Source organism: Cupriavidus yeoncheonensis (genome assembly GCF_905397275.1).
Classification (GTDB): domain Bacteria; phylum Pseudomonadota; class Gammaproteobacteria; order Burkholderiales; family Burkholderiaceae; genus Cupriavidus; species Cupriavidus yeoncheonensis.
Window position 1 is genome coordinate 1 of the sequence record NZ_CAJPUY010000012.1, and the last position, 18,419, is coordinate 18,419.

The 18,419-nt window shown below is 69.2% G+C and carries 12 protein-coding genes; 10 read left to right on the forward strand and 2 right to left on the reverse strand.

Annotated features, from left to right (window positions below):
• The first annotated feature begins 1,060 nt into the window (after positions 1–1,060).
• The gene (locus KHO22_RS17140) at positions 1,061–3,232 is read left to right on the forward strand and encodes a PQQ-dependent dehydrogenase, methanol/ethanol family (RefSeq protein WP_211948360.1); all 2,172 of its coding nucleotides are present in this window, start codon (positions 1,061–1,063) and stop codon (positions 3,230–3,232) included.
• Between the two features lie 16 nt (positions 3,233–3,248).
• Here KHO22_RS17140 and KHO22_RS17145 read toward each other — a convergent pair whose 3' ends face one another.
• Positions 3,249–3,944, reverse strand: a complete 696-nt coding sequence (locus KHO22_RS17145) for a hypothetical protein (protein WP_211948361.1) — start codon at positions 3,942–3,944, stop codon at positions 3,249–3,251.
• 215 nt (positions 3,945–4,159) lie between these two features.
• Between KHO22_RS17145 and KHO22_RS17150 the strand changes: the two genes are divergently transcribed.
• The 3 genes from KHO22_RS17150 to KHO22_RS17160 all read left to right on the forward strand — a co-directional run bounded on the left by KHO22_RS17150 (position 4,160) and on the right by KHO22_RS17160 (position 6,995).
• Positions 4,160–5,323, forward strand: a complete 1,164-nt coding sequence (locus KHO22_RS17150) for a CaiB/BaiF CoA transferase family protein (protein ID WP_211948362.1) — start codon at positions 4,160–4,162, stop codon at positions 5,321–5,323.
• A 93-nt stretch (positions 5,324–5,416) separates the two neighbouring features.
• Complete coding sequence (locus tag KHO22_RS17155; protein ID WP_211948363.1) at positions 5,417–5,935, forward strand: PaaI family thioesterase; 519 nt, start codon at positions 5,417–5,419, stop codon at positions 5,933–5,935.
• 91 nt (positions 5,936–6,026) lie between these two features.
• Positions 6,027–6,995 carry a Bug family tripartite tricarboxylate transporter substrate binding protein gene (locus KHO22_RS17160; RefSeq protein ID WP_211948364.1) on the forward strand — a complete coding sequence of 323 codons (969 nt, stop codon included), beginning with the start codon at positions 6,027–6,029 and terminating at the stop codon, positions 6,993–6,995.
• Positions 6,996–7,076: 81 nt separating this feature from the next.
• On the opposite strand, the gene KHO22_RS17165 is transcribed toward KHO22_RS17160, so the two are convergent.
• Positions 7,077–9,797 (reverse strand): helix-turn-helix transcriptional regulator, encoded by a 2,721-nt coding sequence (locus tag KHO22_RS17165; protein ID WP_211948365.1) that lies wholly within the window; start codon positions 9,795–9,797, stop codon positions 7,077–7,079.
• 342 nt (positions 9,798–10,139) lie between these two features.
• On the opposite strand from KHO22_RS17165, the gene KHO22_RS17170 reads away from it, so the two are divergent.
• From KHO22_RS17170 to KHO22_RS17195, 6 genes are all read left to right on the forward strand, one after another.
• Positions 10,140–12,905 carry a winged helix-turn-helix domain-containing protein gene (locus KHO22_RS17170; RefSeq protein WP_211948366.1) on the forward strand — a complete coding sequence of 922 codons (2,766 nt, stop codon included), beginning with the start codon at positions 10,140–10,142 and terminating at the stop codon, positions 12,903–12,905.
• A gap of 258 nt (positions 12,906–13,163) precedes the next feature.
• Positions 13,164–15,098: a feruloyl-CoA synthase gene (locus KHO22_RS17175; protein WP_230426911.1), complete on the forward strand. Its 1,935-nt coding sequence runs from the start codon at positions 13,164–13,166 to the stop codon at positions 15,096–15,098.
• Between the two features lie 23 nt (positions 15,099–15,121).
• The gene (locus KHO22_RS17180; protein ID WP_211948367.1) at positions 15,122–16,261 is read left to right on the forward strand and encodes an acyl-CoA dehydrogenase family protein; all 1,140 of its coding nucleotides are present in this window, start codon (positions 15,122–15,124) and stop codon (positions 16,259–16,261) included.
• Positions 16,262–16,306: 45 nt separating this feature from the next.
• Positions 16,307–17,494, forward strand: a complete 1,188-nt coding sequence (locus KHO22_RS17185) for a lipid-transfer protein (RefSeq protein WP_211948368.1) — start codon at positions 16,307–16,309, stop codon at positions 17,492–17,494.
• Between the two features lie 39 nt (positions 17,495–17,533).
• Complete coding sequence (locus KHO22_RS17190; protein ID WP_211948369.1) at positions 17,534–17,974, forward strand: MaoC family dehydratase N-terminal domain-containing protein; 441 nt, start codon at positions 17,534–17,536, stop codon at positions 17,972–17,974.
• Positions 17,975–17,988: 14 nt separating this feature from the next.
• Positions 17,989–18,405, forward strand: coding sequence for a MaoC family dehydratase (locus KHO22_RS17195; RefSeq protein ID WP_211948370.1), 417 nt, complete (start codon positions 17,989–17,991; stop codon positions 18,403–18,405).
• The last annotated feature ends 14 nt before the right edge of the window (positions 18,406–18,419 follow it).

The following is an 18,419-nucleotide window of genomic DNA, read 5'->3' on the forward strand; positions in this document are numbered from 1 at the left end:
ACGTTCCCCAGAAGCAACTGAACTACCGGCGCCTTTGATCGGAAGGCCGGGGCGCGTTCATTCCATCTTTTGCCCGAGCGGCAAAAGTAGGCAAAAACGCGTCTTCGTGGTTGACGAACGGCCCGATGGGGTGAAGACGGTACAGGGCATAGCCAGACTGCCTGCCGCGTAGATGATCAGGATAGAGACGTCGGATGAGCGAACCCGGATTACTTGGTGGCCCCTGCTAAGCATGCCATCGGTGGGACGCCTACGGCTGCGCTGCGCGCGGCTCAGCGGAAAACAATCAGGGTAATAAGCGTAAGGGCAGCATGGGGAAGTAGCGTGAGAGGACCGAAAGGGGCGGGAGGCACTGGCGCCAGCAACATCGATGCCGCCCGCATCCCGACTAGGACGTGCGCGCAGCGCAGCCGAAGGCGTCCCACCGCTGGCGCTGTTGGAACGCTGTACCCGAGCCCTACATGGGGATCGTTCAAAAGCCGGTTATCGCAGGCACAGGTTCTGAATCACTAGGCGTAGCAGGCCGGAACAATAGCCAAGCTTCGCGAGACCAACGCCCTTCGAACACAAGGAGCGCATCGTTGATAGCCAGCCGCTCAGGCGACGCGTTCTTTGCCTACTTTCTGTCGCTTGGACAGAAAGTAGGTCGCCGGCTACGCCGGCGAAACAGCAGCGTCTGCCAAGCACGACACACCAATCAAAACCCTGCCGGCTACGCCGACGAAACGGCGGCATCTGCCAAGCACGACAAACCGATCAAAACCCTGCCGGCTACGCCGGCGAAACAGCAGCATCTGCCAAGCACGACAAACCAATCAAAACCCTGCCGGCTACGCCGGCGAAACAGCGGCGTCTGCCAAGCACGACAAACCAATCAAAACCCTGCCGGCTACGCCGGCGAAACGACAGCGCATGTCAAGCACGAAAAACCCCAACCCTTCCCCATTCCCGCAATCCGGCGAAGAACCATTTCTTGTAGCGAACCACTTCGATAGTGTCGCTGGACCGGCCGCCGCCTGGCCGTTCCGACCCTTCCAACCTTGATGCAAGAGGAGACATCATGAGCCAACCCTTCCGGCGCGGCCGCGCGGCGCAAACCAGCGTCGTGGCCCGTGCAGCCGCCCTGCTCGCCCTGGCGGCCACGGCATCCGTCGTGGCCGCAGCCGGCAACGCGCCCGGCAAGACTACGACCGGTTCCATCGGTGCCGCCGCGCGCCAGGTCGACGGCGACTTCATCCGCAACAATGCCGCGACCACGCACGACTGGCCAAGCCATGGCCTGGACTATGCGGAGACCCGCTTCAGCCGGCTCGGGCAGGTGAATGCCGGCAATGTCCGCGAACTGGGGCTGGTCTGGTCCTACAACCTGGAATCGACGCGCGGCGTCGAGGCGACGCCGCTGGTGGTCGACGGCGTGATGTACGTCAGCGCATCGTGGAGCGTGGTGCATGCGATCGACACGCGCACCGGCAGGCGCCTGTGGACATTCGACCCCAAGGTCGACAAGTCCATCGGCTACAAGGGCTGCTGCGACGTGGTCAACCGCGGTGTGGCGCTATACCAGGGCAAGGTGTACGTCGCCGCCTATGACGGCCGCCTGATCGCGCTGGATGCCGCCAGCGGCCGCAAGCTGTGGGAGAAGGACACCATCGTCGACCACAAGCGCGCCTACACCATCACCGGCGCGCCGCGCGTGTTCAAGGGCAAGGTCATCATCGGCAACAGCGGCGCGGAGTATGGCGTGCGCGGCTACATCACAGCCTATGACGCCGGCACCGGCGAGCAGAAGTGGCGCTGGTTCACGGTGCCGGGCGACCCGTCGAAGCCGTTCGAGGATGCCGCGATGGCGCGCGCCGCGCAGACCTGGGACCCGGCCGGCAAGTGGTGGGAAGCGGGCGGTGGCGGCACGGCGTGGGACACGCTGACCTTCGACCCCGACCTGAACCTGATGTACGTGGGCACCGGCAATGGCTCGCCGTGGGCACACCGTACCCGCAGCCCCGCGGGCGGCGACAACCTGTACCTGGCCTCCATCGTCGCGCTCGACCCGGACACCGGCAGGTACGCCTGGCACTACCAGGAGACCCCAGGCGACAACTGGGACTACACCTCGACCTCGCCGATGATCCTGGCCGACCTGAAGATCGACGGGCAGCCGCGCAAGGTGATCCTGCATGCGCCGAAGAACGGGTTCTTCTTCGTCATCGACCGCACCAACGGGCAGTTCATTTCCGCGAAGAACTATGTCGACGTGAACTGGACCACGGGCTACGACGCCAACGGCCGCCCCGCCGAAGTGCCCGAGGCGCGCGCGACCGACAAGCCCTATGACGCGATCCCCGGACCCTACGGCGGCCACAACTGGCAGTCGATGTCGTTCAATCCGCAGACCGGGCTGGTCTACGTGCCGGCGCAGAACGTGCCGGCCAACCTGATGGACGACAAGCGCTGGCGCTTCAATGCCACCGCGCCGGGCGCCATCCAGAGCAACACCGGCTGGAACACGGGCAAGATCCTTGGCGCCGCAAGCGCCGCCAACAAGCCGTTCGGGCGCCTGATCGCGTGGGACCCGGTGCGGCAGAAGGCGGCGTGGACGCAGGACTACGTCGCGCCGTGGAACGGCGGCACACTGACCACGGCCGGCAACCTGGTGTTCCAGGGCACGTCCGATGGCCGCTTCATCGCCTATGACGCGCGCAACGGCGACAAGCTGTGGGAGACGCCGACCGGCACGGGCGTGATCGCGGCGCCGACGACCTATATGGTCGATGGCCGGCAGTATGTGTCGATCGCAGTGGGCTGGGGTGGCGCTTACGGGGTGTTCCGCCGCGCGGCGGACCGCGAAGGTCCCGGTACGGTCTACACGTTCGCCATCGGCGGCAAGGCGCCCATGCCGGAATTCGTCAGGGCGCGCGTGGGCGAGCTGCTGTCCGGCGTGAGCTACGACCCGGCCAACGTGAAGGCCGGGGCCGGCCTCTACGTCAGCAACTGCGTGGCCTGCCATGGCGTGCCCGGCGTGGACCGTGGCGGCAATATTCCCAACCTGGGCTATCTGCACCCGGCCTACATCCAGAACCTGGACAAGTTCATCTTCAAGGGGCCGGCCATGGTCCGCGGCATGCCGGACTTCACGGGCAAGCTGAGCATGGACGATGTCGAGAAGATCAAGGCGTTCATCCAGGGCACGGCCGACGCGATCCGGCCCAGGGCGGTCGCCGGTACCGGCCAGTAAGTGCCTGGCCGCCCCGTCAGTCCATGGCGGGGCGGCGGCCGATGGTCCAGCCGGTGAATGGCGTGGCCGCGCTGCGATGCTCGGTCCAGCGTGTCTGGCAGGCCTCGCACTGGTGCTCGCGTGTCTGGCACACCGCGCTGTCGCCGAAGGTGCGCGCGCGGGCGACGCCCAGCGGACGCAGCGCACCGTGCCCGCCGGCGCAGCGCGCGTCCCGCCGCAACCGCTCGCAACGCAGGCACAGCGGCCGTGGCGGTGTCTCCGGGCGAGGCTCTGCAGCCGGTACGTGCTCCGTCGGCATCGTCGCCGTACTCCCGGTTGCCGCATCGTCGCTCATCGGCGCCGTGATGCCGACGCGGTGCCGCGTGCGATGCAATGCCGCCCAGTAAAGCGCGCGCAGCGCCGGCGATCCATCGCGCATGACGGCCTGGCGGCAGCGTTCGGCGTGGCGCGGCATGGGCAGGCCGAATTCCGCCGCGGACGCGAAGCACACGACCTGCACCTGCGGCGCACCTTCGTCCACCCATTGCTCGAACAAGGCGCACAACTGCCGGCGGTAGTCATCCACACCGCCCGCCGCGCGCGCCAGCGCAACGCGGTGCGCGTGGCGGCTGAGCGCCCGGACTTCGCGCCTGAGTTCGCTCAGCGCCGGCAGCAGCCGCGCAGGGGCCTCTTCCTGCTCCGGCGCGGCGCGCATTCTCTGCAAACTGCCCACTTCTCGCTCCTGTCTTCGTTGTCCGGACCCTCCGCGGGGCTGCGCCCGGGGCGGATCCGGCAAACCGATTCTAGGACCGCGAAGCCCCCTGCCCGCTCCCCGCAACCGGTGGCAACCTGATACGGGTGGGTGTTTGCCCCCCGTGAATTTGCTCTACTTGCTGCCATGACCAACGGCGCCTTCGCGCCAGTGCACAAGGAAAAAGGGAGACAGTCATGGGCGTACTCAGCGGCATCCGCGTCGTGGAATTCGAGGCGATCGGACCGGGGCCATTCGGCGCGATGCTGCTGGCCGACATGGGGGCCGACGTGGTACGGATCGACCGCCCCCAGCCACCGGCCGACCTCGGCCCGAAGGGCAATGGCGGCAAGCGCGTCGACGTGACCGGGCGCGGGCGCCGCTCCGTCACGCTGGACCTGAAACGGCCCGATGCGCAGCGCGCGGCACTGGAGCTGGTGGCACGCGCCGACGTGGTCATCGAAGGCTTCCGCCCGGGCACCATGGAGCGGCTCGGCCTGGGGCCCGATGTCGCGCTGGCATGCAACCCGAAGCTCGTCTACGGCCGCATGACCGGCTGGGGCCAGACCGGACCGCTGGCCGACCGCGCGGGCCACGACCTGAACTACATCGCGCTGTCGGGGGTCTTGTCCGGCATCGGCCGCGCGGGCGAGGCGCCCGTTCCGCCACTGAACCTGGTGGGCGACTACGGCGGCGGTGGCATGTTGCTGGCCCTGGGCGTGGTCGCCGCCCTGCTCAACGTGCAGCGCGGCGGCAAGGGCCAGGTGGTGGACGCCGCCATGACCGAAGGCGCCGCGCAGCTGGGCGCCGTGATCTGGGGCCTGCTGGCCTCCGGCAACTGGCGCGAGGAGCGCCAGAGCAACGTTCTCGACGGCGGCGCGCCCTGGTACGACAGCTACCGCACGCGCGATGGCAAATACATGGCGATCGGCCCGGTGGAAGGCCGCTTCTATGCCGAACTGCTGGACAAGCTCGGGCTGGCCGGGCAGGAACTGCCGGCCCAGTATGACCGCAGCGGCTGGCCCGTTCTGCGGCGCCGCTTCGAAGAGGCTTTCCTCACCCGTACGCGCGACGAATGGTGTGCCGTGTTCGAAGGCAGCGATGCCTGCTGGGCACCCGTGCTCGACTTCAGCGAGGCGCCGTCGCATCCGCAGCACCGTGCGCGCGGCAGCTTCATCGAGATCGATGGCGTGGTCCAGCCCGGGCCTGCGCCGCGCTTTCTCGGCACGCCTTCCGAGGTGCGCGGTCCGGCGCCCAGCCGTGGGCAGCACGGGGCCGAGGCGCTGCGCGACTGGGGTTTCGATGCCGAAGCCGTGGCGCGCCTGCAGGCGCTTGGCCTGGGTTTCCAGCGCGCGGACTGAGCCACACCATTTCCGTTGTCTCCACCTTGCCGCCGCTCAGCGGCAAGCTTTTCGCTCCGGCCCGCCGGCCGGAGCTCTTCTTCCCGTACAAACATGTCAGCCACCCGATCCATTGCCCTCGAATGCGGCACGCTGCCGGCACGGCAAGACGTCGCGCTCGTCGCGCCCGTCGCGCCCGTCCCGCCCGGCTTCCGGCTGCTCGCGACGCGCTGCGGCTTCATCAATCTGTTCGGTCCGGTGTACCTGCACGAGACCGAGCCCGTGGTCGGTGCGCGCGTGGCCGCGCAGCATCTCAATATCCAGGACATCGCCCATGGCGGCTACCTGGCGGCGCTGGCCGACAGCGCCTACGGCATCGTCATGCGCCGGGACCTGCCGGACCTGGTCCCGCGCACGGCGCATCTCAGCGTTGACTACCTTGCCGCCGTGCGCGAAGGCGACTGGATCGAAGCCAGGGTGACCTTCGTCAAGCAGGGCAAGCGCATCACCAACGGCACCTGCTGCCTGACCGTTGACGGCCGCATGGTGCTGCAGACCACCGGCGTCTTTGCCACGCAGCGCATGGGGAACGGGCAAACCCGCGCAAGGGAAAACCCGCCCCGCCAAACCTGAGGGTTTCCGCACGCCAGGCGCGGGATACCGTTTCGATATGGCTGCGCCGCGCGCGCAGTTCAGTCCTTCCACTTGATCGAGGTGAAACGAAATGCGTAGCAAACCACTGCTCTTTCTCGGCCTGCTGGCATGGGGCGCGATGTGCGCGGCCCAGACCTATCCGTCGCGGCCCATCACCTTCGTCGTGCCCGGCCCGCCGGGCGGCGCTACCGATACCGTGGCGCGTGCGCTGGCCGAAGACATGGGCAAGCGCCTGGGCCAGCCGATCATCGTCGACAACAAGCCCGGCGGCGGCGGCGTGATCGCCGTGCAGGCCGTCACGCGTGCGGCAGCGGATGGCTACACCGTCCTGCTCTCGCATTCGGGGCCCCTCATCAACACGCCCTACCTGTATGCCAACGTTCCCTATGACGTGCGCAGGGACCTGGCCTTCGTGTCCGAAGTGGCGGTGGGCAAGATCGTGTTCGCCGTCACGCGTGACGTGCCGGCGAAGAACGTGCAGGAGTTCCTGGCCTGGGCCGCGAAGAACAAGGGCAAGGTCAGCTTCGGTTCGTATGGCGTGGGCACCTTCCCGCACCTGGTGGGCGCGCACCTGAACCAGACGCGCGGCCTGGACATGACCCACGTCGCCTACAAGGGTGAGGCGCCGATGGTGCAGGACATGCTGGCCGGCAATATTTCCTGGGCGATCGGTTCGGTGACGACGCTCGGCCCGCATATCAAGAGTGGCCGCCTGCGCGCGCTGGCCGTGATGGGCAACAACCGCATCAAGGAAATGCCGGACGTGCCGACCGTGGTCGAAACCGGCATGGGCGACCAGGAAATGCGCTCGCCCGCATGGCTTGGACTGTTCGCGCGTTCGGGCACGCCCGCGGCGATCCTGTCGCGGCTGGAGACCGAGGCGCGCGCCTCGGTGCAGTCGCCGGCCATGCGCGCACGCCTCGACGCGATGGCGCTGGAGCCTGTCGGCAACAGCGCGGCCGAGTTCCGGCGCGAATTCGATGCAACCGAGCCCGTGATGGCACGTCTGATCAAGGCCAGCGGCGCCACCGCCGAATAATGGTCGCGGTATGGCCGCGATAATGGCCGAGGCCGCCGCAAACCGGCGGCCGCCCTCCTTTCCCCCGGTTTTCCTGCGTCGCTACTTCACGTTGCCAGCAGCCAGTTGCGCGGCGCTGCGCGCCTTCAGGATGGCATCGTAGCGCCGCGATACGCCGAGCTTGCTAAAGATCTGGCGCATATTCCACTTGACAGTGTCCACGCTCAGGTTGAGCACCAGTGCAATGTGCTTGTTGGTCATGGACTGTTCCAGCAGGGCCAGGATCTCCCGCTCGCGCCGGGTCAGGACATTGCCGAGCGCGCTGCCGATCTGACCGGGGCTCGCAACCAGGGGGGCCGGCGGCGGCGCATCGGCCTGGCTTGCCGGCTCGCGCGTGGTACCGCTCGTGGTATCGCGCGTTGTACCGGCCTGCCAGGAGACGGCAAGACGGCCCGCGTGGCCGCCGGGCGCTTCGCGCGCGGCATGCGTCAAGAGATTGCGCACCCGTTCGCCCTCGTCGGCAAAGGTCCGAACCAGCCCGAGGCGTTCGCCCGCGGCCAGCGCGGATGCCAGGCTGGTCCGCGCCGCGCCGGCCTGGCCGAGATCCTCGTGGGCCAGCGCCTGCAGCAGTTCGGCGCAGGCCACCAGGCGTGCCTTTCCGCATGCCTCGGCGTGCGAGCGGCACGTTTCCAGTGACACCAGGGCCTGTCCGGGATCCGAGGCCGCCAGCATCGCACGGGCACGCGAGAGTGCCGCCGCGGCAGCGATCTCGTGGTCACGCGGATGGTCCGCGACGTGGCAGCGTGACAGGTCGTCAAGCGCCTCCTGCAGACGTGCCGCGTGACGACGGTCGTCGACCGACAGTGCCAGCCGGACCTGCTCGGCGAGCATCCATGCCACGCCGCGCGGCAGGCCGCGCTGGTGGAAAACGGATTCCGCCTCGGCCAGGCCGGCCAACGCTTCATGGACCGCGTCACCGCACGCCTGCAGGCGTGCGCGGCACAGCGCTGCCTCGATCAGCACGTCCGGCGTGGCGAAGCGCACCAGCCCGAATCGTCCCGCCAGGCGCTCGCGCGCCAGGTGAGGCTGGTCCTGCTCATACAGTGCGCTGGCGACCGTCACGGCGCACAGGCAGGCGGCAATCGAGCGCCAGCCATGCGCGCGCTCGGCCGCCGCAAGTGCCTGGCTGCCAAGGCGCAGCGCTTCGCGCGCATGCCCCTCCAGCCATGCGGTCGCGGCCGCAGTGCCACTACGCATGAGCGCCAGTTCGCTGGTGTCGCCGCGTGCCGGCGCCACCGGGGGCGCGCGGCGTCCCGCGATGCTGCCGCAACGCGCGGCCAGCGCCATGCGCATGTGTTCCAGCGCCGGGCCGCCCATCGGGCCGTCCGGCAGCGCCTGGAAGATGGCCAGCGCGCCGGGCAGATCGTCGCGCTGCACCGCAAGCGTCGCCGTGATGAGGCCCGCGTGACGCGCAATCGTCCCGGCATCGCCGGCGCCGGATTCCTGCCAGCGCCGCAGCCAGTCCAGCGCTTCACGGGGCCGGGCCGAGACCACGCAGGCCCATGCGGCGGTCAGCCAGAGCAAGGGATGATCGATGGCCCGCCCGGCCGGGCGCCGCTCCAGCCAGCGCAGGAATTCCCGCAACTGGCTGACGGCGGGGAGGTCCGGCGCGACGGCACCGAGTACAGCGATCACCGGAGCATCGTCCGCGCACAGCATGGCATGGGGCAGCGCGTCGGCAACGTGGCCCGCCTGTGCCAGCCATGTGGCTGCGCGGCGATGCAGCTCTGCGGCGTCGCGCAGGTATGCCGCGCGACGCCGGCGCAGCGCGGCGCCGAACTGGGCGTGCAAGCGCCACCAGCCATGGCCTCCCGGTGCCCTCTCCGGCTGCAGGAACAGACCCAGCTGACGGGCCTGCGCCAGCCGCCCGGTGGAATCGGGATCGCCCGTCACATGCGCGGCCAGCGCGGCATTGAAGCGGCGCAGCAGCGAAACCTGCGCTGCCCAGTGCAGCAGGTCCTCAGGCACATCCGGCAGGACGGCCTCGTTAACGTAGTCCTGCAACGCCGGCGGGCACGGCACCGGGTCCGTGCCACCGTCCGCCAGGTGTGGGCCCGACTGGCCGGCGATGAGTTCGAGGCCAGCCGCCCAGCCTTCGGTGTCCTCATGGAGCCATACGGCGGCGTCCAGGGCCGCGCCACCGGCCCGGCATGGTGCGTTGGCGCGGCGTGCCAGGAAGGCCTGGGTCTCGGCGAGGCTGAAGGCCAGTTCGGCATGGCCGGCCGCGTTCAATTGACCGGCACCCTGCAGGCGGCCCAGTGCCAGCGCGCATTCGCGCCGGGCGGCGACGACGACATGCAGGTCCGGCAGCGGCGCATCCAGCAGGGACTGCAGGACGGCAAGCGCGGCAGGCCGGCGCAGATGATCCGCTTCATCGAGCATCAGGTAGAGCTCGCCCGCGGCTCCCGCCAGCGCGCCGATCAGGTCGCGCACCACCGTGCCCGCATCGACGCTGGCGGAAGGTTGCCAGCGCAAGGCCAGGCCGGCTTGCCGGAAACTGGCGTGCAGGCTCGCGCAGAGCGCGTGCGGCGAGTCGTCCTCGGCCCCAAGCGTGAGCCATGCCACGCGCGCGCCTTCGGCGACCAGGCGCTTGCGCCACTGCGCCATGGCGATGGACTTGCCATAGCCCGCCGGCGCGCACAGCAGTGTCAGCCGGCAATGGCGCGCCGCGTGCAGATGCTGCACCAGGGCGTCGCGGGGAACCAGTCGCTGGGACAAGCGCGGCGGCACGAACCGGGTGGCAAGGGGTGGGTGAGATTCCATCAGCCTTCAGGGAGCACGGGGCAGGATTGCGTGCCGGCCAGGCGAACTGCAGCCGGTACTCCGGCGCCACTATATGGGAGGATGGCCACTACATGGCGGCGTCGGAGCTCGCCCTACCTTTTTCGGGTGGGGTCTCCCTCGGGCCAGCACCCGATGCGAAGGGGCGCCGTCCACCAGAGTGGCGCACGCGAGGCTTGGGGGCCGGCGCAGGGGCGTCTCATTGCGGACATCTGCCGTACAATCGCTCGCACATGGCGCCTGGCCCACGGGCCCGCCGACAACCCCGCTCCCAGTGTCCCGCCCATGCCTGAACGGACCGATACGTCCCCTCCCTCTCCAGCCATGCCAACGCCGGCACGTGCCGGCATGGCGCGCGGCGCCGCGCGCGTCGTGGCCCGGGAGCGCCTGCTGGCGCAGCTGACCGAGGCGCGCCGGCGCCGCTGCATCGTGCTGCAGGGGCCCGCGGGGTGCGGCAAGTCGGCGGCACTGATGGCCTGGCGGCTGGAGCTGCTCGGGCTGGGCTTCGACATGGCCTGGCTCACCGTGGAGCCCGAGGACAACGACCTCGCGCGCTGGCTGGACCGCCTGCTGGGCTGCCTGTCCGAGGTCAGCCCGGCCATCACGCGCGAAGCCATGCTGCTGGCCGGGCGTGGCCTGGACGATGAAGGCGTGGAACGCACCATCATTGCGCTGGTGCGCGGCATTGCCGCCTGCCCGCGCGAACTGACGCTGGTGCTCGACGACCTGCATCATGCCAGTGAAGCCCGTGTGCGCGATGCATTGCAATGGCTGATCGACTACGCACCGGCCAACCTGCACCTGGTACTGGTGTCCCGCTCCGCGCTCGCGCTGTCGCTGGGCCGCCTGCGCGACCAGGGCATGCTGCTGGAACTGGACCAGCGCGACCTGCGCTTCACCGCCGAGGAGTCGGGCCGGTTCCTGGCGGCCCAGCTCGGCGACATCAGTCCGCGCGACGCCCGCACGCTGCACGAGCTGACCGACGGCTGGGTGGCCGGCCTGCAACTGTTCGCCACCCACTGGAAGCGCAAGAAGCAGCATGACAGCGGCATTAGCTTCGCCGGCGATTTCGTGCGCGCCAACGTGCAGAATGCCGGTGCGTTCGCCGACTACTTCGAGCGCGAAGTCTTGTCGCGCCTGGCGCCGGACGAAGCCGAACTGCTGGTGCGCGCCGCCGCGTGCGAGCGCTTCAGCGCCTCGCTTTGCGCCGCACTGAGCGACAGCGGGCAGGGCGAGGCCGAGGTACTCAGGCTGCTCGCCCGGCTCGAAAGCGAGAACCTGTTCATCGCACCGGTCGAGGATACCGGGCGCGAGACGTGGTACCGCCTGCACCCCTTGCTGCGCGAGACGCTCGCCGAGCGTTTCCGGATGCGCAGCGAATGGCAGCAAGGCGCGGTGCACACGGCGGCGTGGCAGTGGTTCCGCGATCACCGCATGCTCGAAGAGGCGGTGCGGCACGCCATGCTGGCCGGCGATCCCGGCACCGCCGCCGACTTTGTCGAGCGCTACGCCACCAGGCTGATGTCGCGCGGTGAAACGCGCAAGGCGCTTGCGCTGCTGCGGCTGCTGCCGGCCGAGCAGGTGCAGCAACGCCTGGAACTGCGCATGCTGACGCTGCGCATGCACGTCTCCATGCATGACGCCGATACCGCCTCGGCCATTGCCGACCGCATCGAAGCCGACCTGCCCGCGGACGCGGACAACCTGCGCTACCGGCTGGCGCTGCAGCGCTTCAGCATCATGGTGCTGCGCGACGACACCGCCGGCGCGCAGGCCTTGCTGCCGCAGATCCTGCAGCCGCCCGCGCAGCTCGAACCGTTCTACGTCGGCGGCCGCAACAACCTGCTGACCTGGCTCTACATGCACCTTGGCGAGTTCGACGAGGCGCGCCGCGTCCAGAGTGAGGCGCAGCCCCTGATGGTCGAGGGCGCGCCGCTGGTCGGCACCGCCAGCGGCAGCCTCAACGGACGCTGCATGGTCGCCTTCAGCTACGCGCTGGAGGGCAAGATGCTGCAAGCGGAGCGTGTTTGCCGCGACGTGCTGCGCGAAGTGGAACAGGTCGGCAGCACCCGCTCCGAGCCCGAGTACTTTGCCGCGGCGCTGCTCGGCGAGACGCTATACGAACAGGGCGACCTGGAAGCCGCGCGCCGCCTGCTGGAAGACCGCGTCGACGTACTCGAACGGGTTTCCATCCCGGATACCGTGCTGCGCGTGCACACCGTGCTGGCCGCTGCGCATTGGCTGAGCGGCCATCGCCTGGACGCGTTTGCGCAACTCGAACGCATGGAAGAGTACGGTATCCAGTTCCGGCTGGACCGGCTCATCGCCCAGAGCCTGGGCTACCAGGTGCTGCTGCACGTGGTCAGCGGCGACATCGATACGGCCGAGGCGGTGCTGGCCCGGTTGCGCGCGGTGGCGCTGCGCCACCAGCATGCGCCGCGGGGTTCGCTCGACGCCATCCACTTGTCGGCCGAGCGCGCCGGCATCCTGGTCGCGCTGGCGCACGACAACCTGGACGAGGCCTCGCGCCGTGTCACGGATCTGCGCGCCTACTGCGAGGCGCGTGGCTGGCAGCGCCACGTAGCGCAGCAGCACATCCTGGCCGCCGTGATTGCTTCGCGCCGCGGCGACACGGACACGGCGAACACCCATGCTATGACGGCACTGCGCCTGGGGCACAGGCTGGGACTGGTACGCGCGCTGATGGACGCCTACCCGGGGGCGCTCGACCTGCTGGTCAGTGCCGCCAACGCCGCCGAACCGCCGGACCCCGTACTCGGCTTCTATATCGAGCGCTTGCAGGCGGCAGCGCTGGCGCTGCCGCAGATGCCCGCCGGCGCCCCTGACAGCGCCACTGACGGCGCTGCCGGACAGGCGCTGGCCGGACAGGAAGAACTCAGCGACCGTGAAGCGGACGTGGTCCGACTGCTGGCGCAGGCCCTGCCCAACAAGAAGATTGCCCGCACGCTCGGACTCTCCCCGGAAACCGTCAAGTGGCACTTGCGGAACATCTTCCGCAAGCTTGGCGTGAGCAGCCGCGACGAGGCCGTGGCGCGCATGCGCGACCGCGGGCTCGGACCAGACGCCTGAGCCCGGCGCGCTCGCCCGACCCTTCCCCCTCCGACCTGCCTTCCGGCGCGCAAACTCCCGTGCCCTTGCCTGCCCAGCCTGGCAAGCGGCACGGCTGACCATCCCGGCCACCTGACGCGGGTGGTTCACCCACCCCACCCCTCCCCGGTAACTTAGCGCCATACCCGCGCCATACCAGCGCCAAGCCCTGCCAGCGATGCAGGCGGCGAGCGCCGGGCGTGCCACGCAAGGCATCCCGTACACCGAGGAGACCATACGATGACCGTATCCCTGGCCGCCAGTGTCCCGGTCGCGCCATCCGGCGGCCCATCCGGCAGCCCATCCGGCGACCAACGGGCACGCTACCGCCCGACCGTCTTCCCCAGCCGCGACACGCTGGTGGACACCCGCGCCGACGGCACCGTGCTGCTGCGCTGCGCGACGCCGCCCGGCGACCTGACCCAGCACGGCCTCCCCGAGTTCCTGCCCCACTGGGCAGCGCGCCGCGGTGCGCTGCCGGTATTTCGCGAACGCGATGCCCGGGGCGAGTGGCGCTCGCTGGGCTGGGCCGACCTGTGGCTGCAGGTGCAGGCCGTGGGCGCCGCGCTGCTGGAAATGGGCCTGGGCCAGGACCGCCCGCTGATGCTGCTGTCCGGCAACTCCATCGAACAGGCGGTGCTGCTGCTCGCCGCCGAATATGTCGGCGTACCGACCGCGCCCGTCTCGCCGGCCTACTCGCTGCTCAGCCGCGACTTCGCCCGCCTGCGCAGCGTGGCGGAACTGGTGCCACCCGCCGCGGTGTTCGTGCAATCGGCCGCGCCGTTCGAGCGCGCCATCGCAGCGCTGGCTTGTGCGGATGCGCCGGTCATCGCCGTGGAGGGCGCCACGGATGGCGCCACCGAGGGCCAGGTGGCCTGGAGCCAGCTCGCCGCCACCGAACTCACGCCGGCACGCCTGCGCCGGCTGGCCGAGGCGCATGCCGCGATCCGCCCGGAACAGCCTGGCCGCATCCTCTTCACCTCGGGCTCGACCGGCACGCCCAAGGGCGTCGCCCTGTCGTACCGCAACCTGGCCGCCGTCGCGACGTACTTTGCCGACACCTACGCCGCGCTGACCGGGCGCCAGCCGGCCTTCCTGTGCTGGCTGCCATGGCACCACGGGCTCGGCGGCGTGCTGAGCCTCAGCCGCACCGTGGTGCTAGGCGGCACGCACCACATCGACGACGGCAGGCCCCTGCCCGGCCAGTTCGAGCGCACCGTGCGCAACCTGCGCGAAGTGTCGCCGGCCATCTTCACCAGCGTGCCGTCGGCCTGGACCATGCTGGCCGCCGAGCTGGAGCGCGATCCGGCGCTGGCCGCCAGCCTGTTCGCCAATGCCGTCAATTTCTCGTACGGCGGCGCCAGCCTGCCGCGCGACGTATGGGACCGCATCCACCGCGCGGCCGAGGCCACCGTGGGCGAGCGGATCGCGTTCTGCTCCGGCCTGGCCTGCACCGAAACCAGCGGCATGGGCATCTACTGCACGCAGCCGACCGACCAGACCGGCAATGTCGGCGTGCCGATGCCGGGCTGCGAAGTCAAGCTGGTGCCGCTCGAAGGCGGCGACGGCCGCTACGAGATCCGCATGCGCGGACCCTTCGTGTTCGCGGGCTATGTCAAGCGGCCGGACCTGACCGCCGCCGCCTTCGATGACGAAGGCTACTTCTGCCTGGGTGACGCGGTGCGTCTGGCCAATCCTGCGGACCCGGCATGCGGCGTGACATTCGCCGGCCGCGTGGTGGAAGACTTCAAGCTCACCAACGGCACCTGGGTACGAACCGGTGCGGTTCGCCTGGGCCTGGTCGAGCAGTGCGCGCCGCTGATCACCGACGCCGTCATCTGCGGCCACGACCACGACTACCTGGCCGCGCTGGCCTGGCCGAACCTGGCCGCGTGCCGCCGGCTGGCGCCTGAACTGGCCGACGCCGACGCGCAGACGCTGGTGCGCCACCCCGTGGTCGTCCATGCCATCCGCGAACGACTCAAGGGCGGCAGCGCCGGCGCCAGCCTGGCGGTGCGCCGCGTGCTGCTGATGGCCGAGCCGCCTTCGATCGATGCCAACGAGATCGCTGACAAGGGCTACGTGAACCAGGCGGCCACGCGCGCGCGCCGGGCCCACCTTGTCGACGAGCTGTTTCAAACCGAACCCGCGCCCCACGTGGCCTGCGCGTCCTGACCCCAGTTCCTCCGGAGCCTTCCATGCAAATCAACCGTACGATCTATCGCGACGACCACGAAATGTTCCGCACCACGGTGCGCCGCTTCCTGGAGCGCGAATGCGTGCCCCACCAGGCCGAATGGGACAAGGCCGGCAAGGTGGACCGCGAAACCTGGCTCAAGGCCGGCCGCGAAGGCCTGCTGTGCGTCACGCTGCCGACCGAATACGGCGGTGGCGGCGGCGACTTCGGCCACTCCGCCATCTATAACGAGGAGATGGCGCGCGCCGGCGTGAGCGGGCTGGGCTTCGGTGTCCACTCCGACATCATCGCCCCGTACATCAACCGGATCGGCAGCGAAGCGCAGAAGCAGCGCTGGCTGCCCAGGGTCTGCTCGGGCGAATCCATCCTGGCCATCGGCATGACCGAGCCCGGCACCGGCAGCGACCTCAAGGCCATCCGCACCACCGCCGTGCGCGACGGCGACGAGTACGTCATCAACGGCAGCAAGACCTTCATCAGCAACGGCCTGAACGCCGACCTGATCATCATGGTCTGCAAGACCGACCCGGCAGCCGGCGCGCGCGGCGTCAGCCTGATCGTCGTGGAAGCCGACCGCGCGGGCTTCCGCCGCGGACGCAAGCTCGACAAGGTCGGCCAGCACGCCCAGGACACCGCCGAACTGTTCTTCGACAACGTGCGCGTGCCCGTCGCCAACCTGCTGGGCGAGGAAGGCAAGGGCTTTGCCTACCTGATGGGCGAACTGCCGCAGGAACGCCTGTCGATCGCCGTCAGCGCGGCCGCCAAGCTGGAGGTCTGCCTCGAACACACGCTGGCCTACGTGAAGGACCGCAAGGCCTTCAACCAGACCGTGTGGGACTTCCAGAACACCAAGTTCAAGCTGGCCGACATCAAGGCCCAGGCGATTGCCGTGCGCCTGATGGTGGACCACTACCTCGGCGAACACATCCGCCGCCGCCTGACGCTGGAAGAAGCGGCCATCGCCAAGCTGTACGCGACCGAGGCGCTGGGCAAGGCGCTGGACGACATGGTCCAGCTCCACGGCGGCTACGGCTACATGATGGAGTACCCGGTGGCACGCGCCTTCGCCGATTCGCGCGTCACGCGCATCTATGGCGGCACCAGCGAAGTGATGCGCGACCTGATCTCGCGCAAGCTGTAACGCACGCCACGCCCCGAACACTGCAGATACCTCAGGAGCAAATCAATGACCCGCAAAGTCTTCGTCGCCGGCGTCGGCATGATCCCGTTCAAGAAGCCCGGCACCAGCGAGACCTATGACGTGATGGGCGCCCTCGCCGTGCAGCAGGCGCTGGAAGACGCCGGACTGTCCTACACGGACGTGCAGCAGGCCTACGCCGGCTATGTCTACGGCGATTCCACCTGCGGCCAGAAGGCGCTGTACCGCGTCGGCATGAGCGGCATCCCGGTCATCAACGTCAACAACAACTGTGCCACCGGTTCGTCGGCGCTGTTCCTGGCACGCCAGGCCGTGCAGAGCGGCGCGGTGGACTGCGCGCTGGCCGTGGGCTTCGAGTTCATGCAGCCGGGCGCACTGCGGTCGCGCTGGGACGACCGCGCCCCGGCGCTGGAGCGCGCCCTCGACGTGGTGGATGAGCTGGTCGACCGCAAGGACCTGCCCAGCGCCATCCGCCAGTTCTCCGGCGCCGGCAAGGCCCACATGGACAAGTACGGCACCAGGCTGGAAACCTTCGCGAAGATCCGCGCCAAGGCCAGCCAGCACGCCGCGCGCAACCCGCTGGCCGTGTTCCGCAACGTCGTCTCGACCGAGGACGTCATGAACGCGCCCATGCTGTGGGATGGCGTGCTGACCCGCCTGATGGCCTGCCCGCCGACGTGCGGCGGCGCCGCCGCGATCGTCGTGTCCGAGGAATTCGCCCGCAAGCGCGGCCTGCGCACTGATGTGCTGATCGCGGGCCAGGCACTGACCACCGATACGCCCAGCACGTACGACGCCAGGGACATGATTCGCGTGGTGGGCTTCGACATGGCGCAAGCGGCCGCAGCGAGTGTGTACGAGCAAGCCGGAATCGGCCCGCGCGACATCGACGTGATCGAGCTGCATGACTGCTTCGCGCAGAACGAGCTGCTGACCTATGAAGCGCTGGGCCTGTGCGACGAGGGTCACGGCGAGAAGCTGGTCAACGACGGCGACAACACCTATGGCGGCAAATGGGTCGTCAATCCGTCGGGCGGCCTGCTGTCCAAGGGCCACCCGCTCGGCGCAACGGGCCTGGCGCAGTGCTATGAGCTGACCCACCAGCTGCGCGGCACGGCCGACGCACGCCAGGTTCGGGACGCGCGGGTCGCGCTCGCGCACAACGTCGGCCTGGGCGGCGCCTGCGTCGTCACGGTCTACCAGAAGGCCGGCTGACGGCCGGCGCACGGCAACGATCCCACGGAGACAATCGAGATGATCGACAAGAAACACATCGGCAAGGTGATCGCGGACTTCCGCACCACCGCGCCGGCCAGCCAGCTGCGCTTCTTCGCCAAGGCCACGGGCGAGACGCGCCCGGTCTACACCGACGAAGCCGCCGCGCGCGATGCCGGCCACCGCGGCCTGCCGCTGCCGCCGACGTTCCTGTTCTCGCTGGAACTGGTCAACCCGCCAACGGGCTGGCGCGACGAGCTTGGCATCAAGGTCGAGCGCATCCTGCACGGCGAGCAGTCCTTCACCTACCACCGCATGGCGTATGCCGGCGACACGCTGCACTTCAGGACCACCATCACCGACATCTACGAGAAGAAGGGTGGCGCGCTGGATTTCGTCGTGCGCGAGACGCGCGTGACCAACCAGGATGGCGAGCACGTGGCGGACCTGCGCGGCGTGCTGGTCCAACGCAACGGCTGAACCGGAGACATCGAATGAGCAATCTGAGCTTCGACCAGATCCAGGTCGGCGACACCCTGCCCCCGCTGACGCTGGAGCCGATCAACCGCACCACGCTGGCGCTGTTTGCCGGCGCGTCGAACGATCACAACGCGATCCACATCGACACCGACTTCGCCCGCAAGGCCGGCATGCCCGACGTGTTCGCGCACGGCATGCTGTCGATGGCCTACCTGGGCCGCATGCTGACGCTGTGGGTGGACCAGCGCCAGCTGCGCGATTTCGGCGTGCGCTTTGTCGGCATCACCCATCTTGGCCACCGCATCACCTGCACCGGACGCGTGGTCGAGAAGCTTCACGCCGGCGGGGAAAACCGCATCAAGCTGGAAATCCAGACCGCCAACCAGTATGGCGAAACCAGGATCCTGGGCGACGCGGTCGTCGCCCTGTAAGACCCAAACACATT

Excerpts from the sequence above, each read along its gene's own strand:
- KHO22_RS17140 (WP_211948360.1), top strand. The coding sequence starts at position 1,061 with ATGAGCCAACCCTTCCGGCGCGGCCGCGCGGCGCAAACCAGCGTCGTG.
- KHO22_RS17185 (WP_211948368.1), top strand. The coding sequence starts at position 16,307 with ATGACCCGCAAAGTCTTCGTCGCCGGCGTCGGCATGATCCCGTTCAAG.
- KHO22_RS17160 (WP_211948364.1), top strand. The coding sequence starts at position 6,027 with ATGCGTAGCAAACCACTGCTCTTTCTCGGCCTGCTGGCATGGGGCGCG.
- KHO22_RS17195 (WP_211948370.1), top strand. The coding sequence starts at position 17,989 with ATGAGCAATCTGAGCTTCGACCAGATCCAGGTCGGCGACACCCTGCCC.
- KHO22_RS17165 (WP_211948365.1), bottom strand. The coding sequence starts at position 9,797 with ATGGAATCTCACCCACCCCTTGCCACCCGGTTCGTGCCGCCGCGCTTG.
- KHO22_RS17190 (WP_211948369.1), top strand. The coding sequence starts at position 17,534 with ATGATCGACAAGAAACACATCGGCAAGGTGATCGCGGACTTCCGCACC.
- KHO22_RS17170 (WP_211948366.1), top strand. The coding sequence starts at position 10,140 with ATGCCAACGCCGGCACGTGCCGGCATGGCGCGCGGCGCCGCGCGCGTC.
- KHO22_RS17150 (WP_211948362.1), top strand. The coding sequence starts at position 4,160 with ATGGGCGTACTCAGCGGCATCCGCGTCGTGGAATTCGAGGCGATCGGA.
- KHO22_RS17180 (WP_211948367.1), top strand. The coding sequence starts at position 15,122 with ATGCAAATCAACCGTACGATCTATCGCGACGACCACGAAATGTTCCGC.
- KHO22_RS17175 (WP_230426911.1), top strand. The coding sequence starts at position 13,164 with ATGACCGTATCCCTGGCCGCCAGTGTCCCGGTCGCGCCATCCGGCGGC.
- KHO22_RS17155 (WP_211948363.1), top strand. The coding sequence starts at position 5,417 with ATGTCAGCCACCCGATCCATTGCCCTCGAATGCGGCACGCTGCCGGCA.